Here is a 12,289-nt window from a genome sequence, read left to right as displayed (position 1 = left end):
TCTAACTAGTCCCCCCTGCGAATAAGGTTAAGAAGAGACAACCTATTTGAGGGGGGACTCGCTTTGCGGGTATCCAATGCTACTGTACGCCGACGCATTTTTATCATCTTGATTGTAGGAGTCGTTTTGTATTCGGCACTTGTCACCCGTTTGGGGTATGTTCAATTGATAGAAGGACCGAAACTCTCGCAAATGTCAGATGAACTGCTCAAGCGGGAAATTAAATTTCAACCCAATCGCGGTCGCATTCTAGACAGAAGCGGCAATGAGCTCGTGACGAATATGACCGTCCCTACACTGGTATCGGTAGGGGCGCAAATCAAAGACCCTAAAGAAACAGCGAGACAGCTCGCCGTCATTTTGGAGCAAAAAGAAGAAGATGTATATCGTGCCATTACAAAAAAAGAAATGAGTAACAACCAGATTCCAGGTGGAAGAAAACTGTCTATTGAAAAGGCGAGAAAAATACAAGAATTGAATTTGCCAGGTATCTACTTGGCAGGAGATACGAAGCGTTTTTACCCGAACGGAAATATGGCAGCCCATATTCTTGGTTTCACAGGCATTGACAATCAAGGGTTGACAGGACTTGAAAAAATTTACGATCCCTTCTTGATGGGGACCGAGGGGCATATTTCATTTCCGTCAGATGCCAAAGGGCGTGTACTGCCAGGTGGAACAGAAGACTACGTAGCACCCGTAAATGGCATGGACATGTATTTAACACTCGACAATACCATCCAATCGTTTATCGAACGCGAGCTGGATCAGGCGGTGGTCGCTTATCAGCCTGATGATGTGCTGGCGATCGCCATGAATCCAAAGACAGGAGAAATATTGGGGATGGGAAGTCGCCCGACTTTTCAACCGGATGCGTACAGGGACTATCCTTCAGAGGTGTACAATAGAAATCTCCCTATCTGGAAAACATACGAGCCTGGTTCCACTTTCAAGATCGTGACCCTTGCAGCGGCTTTGAATGAAGGTGTCATCAATTTGAACGAGGGATTTTACGATCCGGGTTTCATTAATGTGGCAGGTAAGCGATTGCGATGCTGGAAGCGGCAGGGGCATGGACAGGAAACGATGCTGGAAGTGGTAGAGAATTCTTGTAACCCTGGCTTTGTTACGATGGGCCAGCGACTGCAAAAAGAACGACTTTTTGACTACATCAAAAAATTTGGCTTCGGACAAAAGACAGGGATCGATTTGATCGGCGAAGAAAACGGGCTGTTATTCAACTTGAATAAAGTGGGACCAGTAGAGCTGGGTACGACTTCTTTCGGTCAAGGGGTATCGGTAACACCGATTCAACAAATGGCGGCAGTCTCAGCTGCTATCAATGGTGGCAAACTTATGAAGCCGTTTGTTGCCAAAGAATGGCGGGATAGTGTGACACACGATGTCGTAGCAAGGACCTTGCCGACGGAAGTTCGACAGGTGATTACTGCGGAGACCTCAGCCAAAGTTCGGCATGCGCTGGAAAGTGTGGTCGCTCAAGGAACGGGTAATAAGGCATATATTGAAGGGTATCGGGTAGGAGGAAAGACGGGAACCGCGCAAAAAGTAAAAAATGGCCGTTACGTAGATGGGGAATACATCGTGTCGTTTATCGGCTTTGCGCCGGCGGATGATCCACAGATTGTCGTATATTTCGCCGTGGACAATCCGAAAGCACTGGCGTTTGGTGGATTGATTGCCGCCCCGAGTGTAAAAAGTATCATGGAATCCTCCCTTCAACATTTGAATGTACCCAAACGAAAAGATGGCATCCCCAAGGAAATTAACAAAGCACTTGGAGAAAGGGCGCCAATTGAAGTGCCAAACATGGTCGGACAGTCCATGAGAGACGTAGTGACAACGTATGATACTCTGCCGCTAGTCGTTTCAGGTAAAGGACAGTACGTCATCCAGCAGTCCCCTGCACCTGGAGTAAAAATTGATGAGGGCGGAAAAATTCGCATATACCTTGGTGACAAATCGACCAAATAGCTTTAAAATGAGATTTCGAAGGCGGAGGGGAGTAGGCTTGTCTACGTTCGCTCTGCCTTTGTTCGTCAAGACTGCGCCTAAATGAACGGCGTAGCCAAGTACAAATGTTCAAATTTCTGTCTATACTAGTTGGAGAATGGGGTGCCTGTTTCATGTTTCTACGGGATCTGCTCATGCCTTTGTTGCCAGTAACGGTTTCGGGGGATGACAGCATGGAGATTACGGGTTTGACAGCAGACTCGCGCCAGGTAAAGCCCGGCTACTTGTTTGTCTGTCTGACTGGATATACCGTGGATGGACATACGTTCGCGGCCCAGGCGGTGAAGGATGGTGCCGTTGCCGTGTTATCCGAACAAGATCTGGACGTGCCAGCGACTATTGTCAAAGTACCGGATACCCGGCGGGCAATGGCTATGCTGGCTGATCGTATTTTCGGATCTCCTACGAAAGAAGTAAAAGTCATTGGCGTAACGGGGACAAATGGCAAGACGACCACTACGCATCTGATCGACAAAATTTTGTGCGATCAAAGCAAGCAAACAGGCTTAATCGGAACGATCCATATGAGAATTGGAGACGTAACGGAGGAAGTCAAGAATACGACTCCGGATGCCATAGATTTGCAAAGAAGCTTTCGCCGTATGTGCGATGTAAACACAGACTATGCGATTATCGAGGTTTCCTCTCATGCACTGGAGCTGGGAAGAGTCCGCGGTTGTGAAATTCATACAGCGGTTTTCACCAACCTGACGCAGGATCACCTCGACTATCATAAAACGATGGAAAACTATCGCTACGCCAAATCATTGTTGTTTTCCCAGCTGGGCAACAGCTATGACACAGACCGTTTAAAAACGGCTGTACTGAATGCGGATGACGAGGCGTCCGAATTATATGCTACCGTTACACCGGCGCGAGTCATTACATACGGCATTGATCAACCAGCAGATGTAAGGGCAAAACAAATCGAAATCACCAGTAAAGGAACTTCTTTTACAGTCGAAAGCTTCGCTGGTAGTGCGCGTCTGAACCTGAAGCTGATGGGAAAGTTCAATGTGTATAACGCTTTGGCAGCCATCGCGGTTACACTCGCAGAAGGGATTCCACTAGAAGAGATCAAAGCGAGCCTGGAAGAGGTAGCGGGCGTAAATGGGCGATTTGAAGCAGTAGATGCTGGTCAGCCGTTTGCAGTACTCGTCGACTACTCCCATACACCAGACAGCTTGGAAAATGCATTAATGACCGTCAAGGAATTTGCCCGTGGCAACGTATTTTGCATTGTTGGTTGCGGAGGCGACAGAGATCGAACCAAACGCCCAATCATGGCGCAAATTGCAACGAAATATGCTGATCTGACCGTCTTAACATCAGATAATCCGCGTTCAGAGGAGCCGCAGGCGATTCTCGATGACATGCTGGCTGGCTTGTCGGAAGTGGCACCTGATCGTTATACAGCACTGACAGACCGACGCGAAGCAATTGCACATGCCGTTTCGCTTGCAAAGCCGGACGATGTGATCTTGATCGCCGGAAAAGGACACGAAACGTATCAAATTATGAAAGACCAGGTGTTGCCCTTCGATGACCGTGAAGTTGCGCGCGAAGCGATTGCCCGGTACAACCAAGAATAGAACAGATGCCACACACTGCATCGAAAGAAAGGGGGCTCGGGCATGTTCGTTGACAACGTCCTAATCGTCACGATCGTCGCTGCGTTTCTCATCGCTGTACTCATTGGCCCATTGTTTATTCCCTTCCTTCGCCGCCTGAAATTTGGGCAGGCAATTCGTGAGGAAGGACCGCAATCCCATTTTAAGAAGGCTGGAACTCCCACGATGGGAGGCACCATCATTCTTTTGGCACTCATATTTACCGTGTTGAAGTTTGCCAATGCGAAAATGGAAATTTACTTCCTGTTATTGGTGACTCTCGGATACGGTTTAATCGGGTTTCTGGATGATTTCATCAAAATCAAGAAAAAACGCAACCTCGGGTTGACCGCCAAACAGAAGTTTGCTGGTCAGATTGTCTTGGCAATCGGCGCTTATATTTTGCTGCTCATGATGGGGCATGACACGTCCATCCATCTGCCAGGTACACCGTGGAAGCTCGAGCTTGGCTATTTTTACTTCCCATTCCTGTTGTTCCTGTTGGTAGGTACAACGAATGCCGTTAACATCACAGATGGATTGGATGGACTATTGGCAGGGACGGGAGCAATTGCTTTTGGTGCTTATGCGATCATCGCATGGTTTGGTCAAGATTATGACACCGCTATTTTTAGTGCGGCTGTTGTAGGTGCGGTACTTGGCTTCCTCGTCTTCAATGCACATCCGGCACGCGTGTTCATGGGTGATACCGGTTCACTCGGACTGGGTGGAGCACTTGCGGGAATTGCAATCATGACCAAGACGGAATTGCTCTTGGCTATTATCGGTGGGGTATTTGTTGTCGAGACGCTCTCTGTAATTATGCAGGTAGTCTCCTTTAAGACACGTGGAAAGCGTATTTTCCGTATGAGTCCCCTGCATCATCATTTTGAATTAACAGGCTGGTCAGAGTGGCGCGTGGTTGTCACGTTCTGGCTCGTCGGTATGTTCTTTGCTGGATTGGGTGTATACCTTGAGGTGGTGACAATCAGATGATGCGTTTTCAAGATAAGCATGTCGTCGTTATTGGTATGGCAAAGAGCGGTGTCGCAGTGGCAAAACTGCTACACCGCTTTGGTGCTCATGTCGTCGTAAATGATAAAAAGCCACGTGAAGAAGCGGTGGGGATAGAAGAGCTGGAATCATTGGGGATTCCGGTCATTTGCGGCTATCACCCAGATGATCTAATTCATGAAGGTGTATCCCTTGTGGTCAAAAATCCGGGGATTCCGTATGAAGCAGCACCCGTCAAGCAGGCGCAGGCACTAGGCATTCCTGTTGTGACGGAGGTGGAGCTGGCCTCCCAGATTGCCAAGGCACCGATTATCGGCATTACAGGCTCCAATGGCAAGACTACGACCACTACGCTCGTCGGACTGATTTTCAAAGAAGCGGGTCTGGATGCGAAGGTAGGAGGCAACATTGGTACCGTGTTGTGCGGCCTGGCGGAGGAAGCTGGTCCTGACGAATGGCTCGTTGCCGAATTGAGTAGCTTCCAACTGATGGGGACGAGGGAATTCCGCCCGCATATCGGTGTTTTGCTCAATCTGTATCCTGCACATCTCGATTACCATCACACCATGGAAGAGTATTTGGCAGCCAAACTAAAAATGTTTGCCAACCAAACGGCAGATGACGCAGCTATTTTGCCATATGACCAACCAGCGATCGTAGAAAAATGCAAAGACCTCCCAGCAGCCATCTACTACTTTAGCAAGAGTCAAGAGGTGCCAAAGGGAGCTTTTGTCAAGGATGGTTTGATCCTGTTTGCGGATGGGAATGGGAATACAGAGCCAATCGTTGCGATAGCGGACATTACCGTTCCTCATCTGGACAACGCTCTGGCAGCAATTCTTGTTGCGAAGCTCGCAGGCGCGGACAAGCAATCGATTATACAAGTTCTTACTACCTTCCCAGGGGTAGAGCACCGGATGGAGTTCGTGGATTCGATTCGCGGTGTCAAATACTTCAATGATTCAAAAGCAACCAACCCGGAAGCGGCATCGCGTGCCTTGCAAGCATGTAAGGAGCCGGTCGTATGGATTTGCGGCGGGCTGGATCGTGGTGTTGATTTTCGGGAACTGCTGCCTGTGATCCAAGGTCGGGTAAAAGCAGTTATCGCTCTCGGGCAAACGGCTCCGATTTTATTGGAACGTGCTCAGGAAGCAGGGATTAATGAGCGTATCCATGTCGATACTGTGGAAAAAGCCGTTCTTGCTGCTTCCCAGTTGGCCGAATCAGGTGATGTGGTCTTACTGAGCCCTGCTTGTGCGAGTTGGGACATGTTTCCTTCGTTTGAGACAAGGGGGAGCATGTTTAAGGACGGCGTGCATAGACTTAAAACAAGCCTAGCATAACGTCCCACTGTACCATCAAGAATATGACAAAAGCGGGACGGCATGAGAAAGGATGACCTGGCACAATGAGCAAGGTACGCTCTGCCCCCGACTTCGTAATTATTTTTGCAACACTTTTTTTATTGGGAATTGGCATCGTGATGGTGTACAGCGCCAGCGCGATCGTGGCGCAAAAGCCGCCGTTTTCCGATCCGTATTTTTTCGCCAAGCGGCAACTGATCTTCGCTCTGTTAGGGATTACATCCATGTACATTACGATGAATATCGACTACTGGGTGTGGAAGCAATGGGCCAAGCCAGGGTATTTGGTGAGCATCGGTTTGTTGATTTTGGTTCTGATCATCGGGATTGAAGTAAATGGTTCGAAAAGCTGGCTTGGTTTTGGAGCCTTTGGAATTCAACCAGGTGAATTTGCGAAGCTAGGTGTCGTTGCATTCCTGGCCAGATGGCTCTCCGATAATCAGAAGCAAATTGTGTTGTTCCGAAAAGGTCTTATGCCTGCCTTGGGAATCCCGGTTCTGTGTTTTGGCTTGATCATGCTGCAACCGGATTTGGGCACAGGGACGGTTTTGATGGGAACAGCAGTTGTCATGATTTTTGCTTCAGGTGCGCGGATCAGTCATTTTGTCGGACTGGGAATGATCGGAGTTGTTGGCTTCATCGGCTTAGTTTTGTCAGCCCCTTACCGAATCAAAAGGATTACGTCCTTCCTCGATCCGTGGTCTGACCCGCTCAATACCGGCTATCAAATCATCCAATCCCTTTACGCGATCGGTCCCGGCGGTTTGTTGGGTCTTGGTCTAGGGCAAAGCAGACAGAAGCATTTGTACTTACCTGAGCCTTACAATGATTTTATTTTCTCGATTGTCGCGGAGGAGCTTGGCTTTATCGGAGGCACGCTCATTCTCCTGCTTTTCCTCCTCTTGTTGTGGAGGGGAATGCGAACGGCGATTACGGCTCCAGATTTGTTCGGAAGCTTGCTTGCACTAGGGATCATTGGCATGATTGCCATCCAGGTGGTCATCAATATTGGTGTTGTGACAGGGATGTTTCCGGTGACAGGGATCACGTTGCCGTTCTTAAGCTACGGTGGTTCATCATTGACACTGATGCTCACTGGTGTAGGTGTCTTATTGAACATCTCTCGTTTTTCTCGATAATAGAAACCTCAACGGGGAGTACGCAATCAGCAAGTAATCAGTCTATTGCTACTCCTTCTCAAAAAAGGGTGTGATCGTATGCGTGTCGTCTTAACAGGCGGTGGCACAGGTGGACATATTTATCCGGCGCTTGCGGTGGCGAGGGAAGTTTCCCGCCAAAATCCGCAGGCTGCCTTTTTGTATATTGGTAGTAAAAAAGGCTTGGAAGCAGGTTTGGTTCCGAGATCAAATATACCTTTCCAATCCGTGGAAATTAGCGGGTTGAAACGCAAGTTGTCGTTGGACAACCTGAAGACCTTGTGGAAATTCGTCCGGGCAGTTGGCGATGCGAAGAAAATGCTGCGCGAATTCAAACCGGATGTCGTAATTGGGACGGGTGGCTACGTATGTGGTCCAGTCGTATATGCAGCTTCGCGATTGGGGATTCCGACTCTCATCCATGAGCAAAACGTAGTACCAGGCTTGACCAACAAGTTTCTTTCTCATTCAGCTACTCGGGTGGCCGTTTCGTTCAAAGAATCGCTTGCCCATTTTCCCCCGTCCAAAACGGTACTGACCGGAAATCCGCGTGCAACGGAAGTTATGCACGGTAATGCAGAGGCGGGTCGTAGCTTTTTGGGCGTGGACAACAACAAAAAAATCGTGCTGATCTTTGGCGGTAGCAGGGGAGCGCGCGCAATAAATGAGGCGGTGCTTTCAGTTGTTACGCAGTTGGGCAAATATGCCGATACTCATTTTGTATATGTGACAGGCGACGTTCATTTTGAAACGATTTCGGCACAGCTTCGTGAACTGGGAACACTTCCAAGTAACATTTCTGTGCTTCCTTTCGTCCATAATATGCCGGATGTTTTGGCGGCGACGCATGTATTGGTTGGTCGTGCAGGGGCATCTACCTTGGCTGAAATAACGGCACTAGGTGTGCCTTCGATCTTGATTCCGTCCCCGTATGTCACGAACAACCATCAAGAGAAAAATGCAAGAGGATTGGAGCGCGCAGGGGCAGCTCATGTTATCGTAGAGCGGGAGCTTACCGGAGAGAGCTTGCTACTTTCCTTGGAAAATATCCTTGCCAATCCAGCGAAATGGGAAGAAATGAAAAACAGTGCTCTTTCCTTGGGGATGCCGCAAGCAGCGACGGAGATTGTCCGTCAATTAGAGGCGATTACACGAAAAAAATGATCGGATGGGCGATTGTCACGCCGATCTGGGCGAACGCATAGTATGGAGCAAACACGTGAGAAGACTAGGTCCGACCTAGCAAACGTATCAGGAGGTTCACAAATGAAAAAGATCGCAGATGAACTCATGCAAGCAGGAATCGAAAAAGTGTGGACCGATGAACCCCTTGCTAATCATACAACGTGGCGGATCGGGGGTCCTGCTGATTTGTTAATCCAACCAAAGGATAAAGCATCCTTGCAAAAAGCCTTGCAGATCATCCATCGTCATGAAATTCCTTGGAGTGTAATCGGGCGCGGCTCAAACCTTCTGGTGAGGGACAGAGGGATACGTGGAGCCGTGCTTAAAGTGGCCGAGGGCTTAAGCCACTGTGAGTTCAGGGGCGAAGAGGTGTGTGTGGGTGCCGGATATTCCATGATCCGCCTGGCGGTGGAGACAGGCAAGATGGGATTAACAGGTATGGAGTTTGCAGGAGGGATTCCTGGTACGGTAGGCGGCGCCGTCTATATGAATGCGGGGGCACACGGATCTGATCTTTCACGTATTCTTATTGATGCCGAGATCCTTTTCGACAACGGCGAAAGTAAAGTGTTGAGTAACGAGGAACTGAGCTTTAGTTATCGGACGTCTCTTTTGCAAAAGCAAAAAGGGATCGTGTTAGAAGCCCGTTTTCAATTGAGGAAGGGCGACCGCAAGGAGATTGCGGCCACGCTCGCTGCCAATAAGGAACGACGGCGCAATACGCAGCCACTGCAGATGCCGTGTGCCGGCAGCGTGTTCCGAAATCCGCCAAATGACCACGCAGGTCGCCTGATTGAGGCGGCTGGGCTGAAGGGCTATCGGGTCGGAGGAGCTCAGGTTTCAGAAAAACACTCCAACTTCATCGTGAATTGCGGAGGTGCAACGGCTGCCGACGTCCTCACCTTGATTGATCACGTGCGGAGCACCATTCTCGAGAAAAATGGGATTGACCTGCATCCGGAAGTCCTGGTGGTGGGCGAGGGGTAACACGGAGGTGAAAGTTTGGAGACTTTTGCGATCGAAGGCGGAAGACCTCTGTCCGGTTCGCTTCGGATCCAAGGTGCTAAGAACGCTGCTCTTCCCATTCTTGCCGCTGCTGTGCTCGCGGAAGGGCAATTCTATATCTATGACGTCCCCCATCTAAAAGACATTAAAGTCATGCTCGAAATCTTGACGCTGCTTGGGGCGAATACGAAGCATGAGGACGGATGTGTCGATCTGGATACAACATCTGTCTGTGTCCCGCAGGTGCCGGATGATTTAATGAGCCAAATGCGATCTTCGATTTTTTTGGCGGGACCACTCCTGGCACGTCTGGGTGAGGTCACGATTTCCAGGCCAGGTGGATGTGACATTGGAGAGCGCAGGATTGACTTACACTTGGCTGGATTGACTGCGCTAGGAGCCAAGATCGAAGAATCGGAAGGCTACATTACATTTCGGGCCAAACAATTGCGTGGGTCCAATATCTTTCTTTCCTTCCCTAGTGTGGGCGCGACGGAAAATATCATGATGGCGGCTGTGCTGGCAAAAGGCACGACCCGAATTTGTAATGCAGCACGAGAACCGGAAATCATCGACCTCCAAAATTTCCTGAATGCAATGGGCGCGCGGATCAGAGGGGCAGGCACCGATACGATTGAGATCAGTGGTGTACCTCGCTTGCGTTCCGTCAGTTACCGGATCATACCGGACAGGATTGTGACAGGGACCTATCTGCTGGCTGTCGGTATTTCACAGGGACATATCGAATTGACCAATACACTGCCTGAGCAATTGATGGCATTGATTGAGGTCGCCCGTAGCTGCGGTGTTGAAATCAAGACCCGCCATGATATAATGGAAATCAAAAGCACCTCCCGTCCACGTGCCTACGACCGGATCATCACCTCGCCATATCCAGGGTTTCCAACCGATTTGCAGGCGCAGCTGATGGTGTTTCTGTCACAGGCTAGGGGAACGAGTGTCATCAAAGAGACCATTTTTGAAGGAAGATTCAAACATGTGAATGAATTGGCGCGAATGGGCGCCTCTATATACGTAGATCTTGGCTCCGCAATCATTCGGGGTGTCAACAAATTGACCGCTACGAATGTTGAAGCTACCGATCTTCGAGCAGGTGCTGCCTTAGTCCTCGCAGGGCTTGCTGCAGAAGGTATTACCACGGTGAACCAGATCCATCATATCGATCGCGGATACGATCGGCTGGAAGAGCAGTTGCTTCAATTAGGAGCCGATATATCACGCGTATCGATTTAACCGAGGGAGAGTGGGCGGCATAATGTTATGCCGCTTTCCCTGTTTTGTTTAATGACATTTATTCGAAAGACATCCAGTAATTTACTTTGCTCTGGGCAATGAGCCTAAAAAACATGAGGAAGGGTACGGCCATGGCGGTATATGAGGAACGCATTCCGCAAGTTAAGCAACAACGCCCCAGAAGAAGGGGCAACCGCAAGCTGGTCATTCTACTGGTACTATTTTTTCTTACCATTCTCATCATCGTTTTTATCCGTTCCCCTTACAGTAAGGTGCAAGAGATTCGAGTGATTGGTAATGATATTTATACGACGGAGCAAATCATTACACAATCTGGCTTAAAAAAAGACATGCAGTTTCTAAACGTATGGGAGAACAGTGTACGAACTAACATGAAACCATTAGAGGCCATTAAAGATGTGACGGTGAGCCGCTCTTTCCCTGGGTTGATCACGCTACATATAACCGAACAAAAGCGCGTCGCTTTTTGGAGTGGGCAGGACGGAAGCCGTTATGCCTTACTGGACAATGGCTATGTCCTCAAACAGGTTAATTTCGCCAAGCGCGTAGTGGACAGGCCATTGATTAGCTCGTGGGCTTCACCTGAGCTCCTTCCCCATCTTGCGAAGTCGCTATCGAAATTATCGCCAGATGTACTCGCGGAAATTTCGGATATTACGCTGACACCAACGGTTTACGACAAGCAACGCGTCACGCTGTACATGCGAGACGGGAATGAAGTAAGAAGCGTCATCTACAAGCTCGACAAGATGATGAACTGGTACCCGACGATCGTGAAAGAATTGCCGTCAAATACAAAAGGGGTGCTCTCTTTGTTTGAGCAGCCGTGGTTTATTCCGTACGGTGCTCAAGGGGCTATTCCTATACAGGAAGGGCAAGAGCAACCACAGCAGTAAATGAAAAAGGGGAAAGTAGACAATGAGTCGTCGTCGCAAATTTCATTTGTATTTAACCATCGTGACGTTATCTACCGGCTTTCTAGTGGCCACTTCCTTCGAAACGAACAAGCTTACGCGCAAAGAGCGGATGAATGATCAGCTGTTCCAACAGGAAACGCAATTAAATGACCGAATTTTGGCTGAGAAGGAGCAAAATCGGCATCTGGAAAATCAACTGCTCGATTTGCAGCGTCAGGTGGGAAAAGTGGAAGAAGCGATGGCAGAGCGTAAATCGGAGGCTGCAGAGACACTCAGTCAACTGGATGCAGCGCGGATGCTGGCAGGGGTAGTCGCTGTTGCAGGGCCGGGTATTGTCATAACGATGCAGGATAGCCAGAATGCAGCGAACAGCGCAGACATCGCGAACTACATCGTGCATGAGCAGGATGTGCGCCTGGTCGTCAATGAACTGCGTGCAGCAGGAGCAGAGGCCATCAGCATTAACGGACAGCGAGTGGTGAGCAATTCCGAGATCCGTTGCATTGGACCAACGATTATCGTAAACGGCATCAAGTCGGCCGCTCCGTTTGTCGTAACAGCGATTGGAAATCCCGATACACTAGACAGTGCTTTGAACTTGCCGGGTGGTGTTTTGCACTCCTTGCAAGATTTTGTCCAAATAAGCGTAGCCAAAAAAGAGCGGGTCGAGCTGCCTGCCTTTGTTGGTGACGCGAAAACGAAACACTCCTAAATAAAAGGATGCGTTTACC

General features: G+C 49.2%; 10 protein-coding genes. All 10 read left to right on the top strand.

From position 1 onward, the window contains the following. The first annotated feature begins 63 nt into the window (after nucleotides 1–63). The 10 genes from HP398_RS06625 to HP398_RS06580 all read left to right on the top strand — a co-directional run bounded on the left by HP398_RS06625 (nucleotide 64) and on the right by HP398_RS06580 (nucleotide 12,270). Nucleotides 64–1,992 carry a stage V sporulation protein D gene (locus HP398_RS06625; protein WP_017249563.1) on the top strand — a complete coding sequence of 643 codons (1,929 nt, stop codon included), beginning with the start codon at nucleotides 64–66 and terminating at the stop codon, nucleotides 1,990–1,992. Nucleotides 1,993–2,144: 152 nt separating this feature from the next. Further along, the gene (locus HP398_RS06620; protein ID WP_017249562.1) at nucleotides 2,145–3,623 is read left to right on the top strand and encodes a UDP-N-acetylmuramoyl-L-alanyl-D-glutamate--2,6-diaminopimelate ligase; all 1,479 of its coding nucleotides are present in this window, start codon (nucleotides 2,145–2,147) and stop codon (nucleotides 3,621–3,623) included. Nucleotides 3,624–3,665: 42 nt separating this feature from the next. After that, the gene (mraY, locus tag HP398_RS06615) at nucleotides 3,666–4,637 is read left to right on the top strand and encodes a phospho-N-acetylmuramoyl-pentapeptide-transferase (RefSeq protein WP_015892099.1); all 972 of its coding nucleotides are present in this window, start codon (nucleotides 3,666–3,668) and stop codon (nucleotides 4,635–4,637) included. Next, nucleotides 4,634–5,998, top strand: coding sequence for a UDP-N-acetylmuramoyl-L-alanine--D-glutamate ligase (gene murD / locus HP398_RS06610; protein ID WP_173622191.1), 1,365 nt, complete (start codon nucleotides 4,634–4,636; stop codon nucleotides 5,996–5,998). The genes mraY and murD overlap by 4 nt, the downstream gene beginning before the upstream one ends. Nucleotides 5,999–6,063: 65 nt before the next feature. Further along, the gene (gene spoVE, locus HP398_RS06605) at nucleotides 6,064–7,158 is read left to right on the top strand and encodes a stage V sporulation protein E (protein ID WP_017249560.1); all 1,095 of its coding nucleotides are present in this window, start codon (nucleotides 6,064–6,066) and stop codon (nucleotides 7,156–7,158) included. 78 nt (nucleotides 7,159–7,236) lie between these two features. Next, on the top strand, nucleotides 7,237–8,340 hold the full coding sequence (murG, locus tag HP398_RS06600; protein WP_173622190.1) for an undecaprenyldiphospho-muramoylpentapeptide beta-N-acetylglucosaminyltransferase: 1,104 nt from the start codon (nucleotides 7,237–7,239) through the stop codon (nucleotides 8,338–8,340). Nucleotides 8,341–8,442: 102 nt separating this feature from the next. Further along, nucleotides 8,443–9,348 (top strand): UDP-N-acetylmuramate dehydrogenase, encoded by a 906-nt coding sequence (gene murB, locus HP398_RS06595; RefSeq protein ID WP_017249558.1) that lies wholly within the window; start codon nucleotides 8,443–8,445, stop codon nucleotides 9,346–9,348. A gap of 15 nt (nucleotides 9,349–9,363) precedes the next feature. Beyond that, complete coding sequence (murA, locus tag HP398_RS06590) at nucleotides 9,364–10,620, top strand: UDP-N-acetylglucosamine 1-carboxyvinyltransferase (protein ID WP_017249557.1); 1,257 nt, start codon at nucleotides 9,364–9,366, stop codon at nucleotides 10,618–10,620. A 131-nt stretch (nucleotides 10,621–10,751) separates the two neighbouring features. Beyond that, nucleotides 10,752–11,537, top strand: coding sequence for a cell division protein FtsQ/DivIB (locus HP398_RS06585; protein ID WP_069849618.1), 786 nt, complete (start codon nucleotides 10,752–10,754; stop codon nucleotides 11,535–11,537). A 22-nt stretch (nucleotides 11,538–11,559) separates the two neighbouring features. Further along, nucleotides 11,560–12,270 (top strand): DUF881 domain-containing protein, encoded by a 711-nt coding sequence (locus HP398_RS06580; protein ID WP_017249555.1) that lies wholly within the window; start codon nucleotides 11,560–11,562, stop codon nucleotides 12,268–12,270. The last annotated feature ends 19 nt before the right edge of the window (nucleotides 12,271–12,289 follow it).

It is taken from the genome of Brevibacillus sp. HB1.4B, assembly GCF_013284285.1.
In the GTDB taxonomy this organism is placed as follows: Bacteria; Bacillota; Bacilli; order Brevibacillales; family Brevibacillaceae; genus Brevibacillus; species Brevibacillus porteri.
The sequence above is the reverse complement of the archived record's forward strand: the minus strand, read 5'-3'. Positions and strand labels throughout refer to the sequence as shown.

Bases quoted from the DNA above. Each gene is read 5' to 3' on its own strand.
- HP398_RS06620 (WP_017249562.1), top strand. From the start codon at position 2,145: ATGTTTCTACGGGATCTGCTCATGCCTTTGTTGCCAGTAACGGTTTCG.
- mraY (WP_015892099.1), top strand. From the start codon at position 3,666: ATGTTCGTTGACAACGTCCTAATCGTCACGATCGTCGCTGCGTTTCTC.
- murD (WP_173622191.1), top strand. From the start codon at position 4,634: ATGATGCGTTTTCAAGATAAGCATGTCGTCGTTATTGGTATGGCAAAG.
- spoVE (WP_017249560.1), top strand. From the start codon at position 6,064: ATGAGCAAGGTACGCTCTGCCCCCGACTTCGTAATTATTTTTGCAACA.
- murG (WP_173622190.1), top strand. From the start codon at position 7,237: ATGCGTGTCGTCTTAACAGGCGGTGGCACAGGTGGACATATTTATCCG.
- murB (WP_017249558.1), top strand. From the start codon at position 8,443: ATGAAAAAGATCGCAGATGAACTCATGCAAGCAGGAATCGAAAAAGTG.
- HP398_RS06585 (WP_069849618.1), top strand. From the start codon at position 10,752: ATGGCGGTATATGAGGAACGCATTCCGCAAGTTAAGCAACAACGCCCC.
- HP398_RS06580 (WP_017249555.1), top strand. From the start codon at position 11,560: ATGAGTCGTCGTCGCAAATTTCATTTGTATTTAACCATCGTGACGTTA.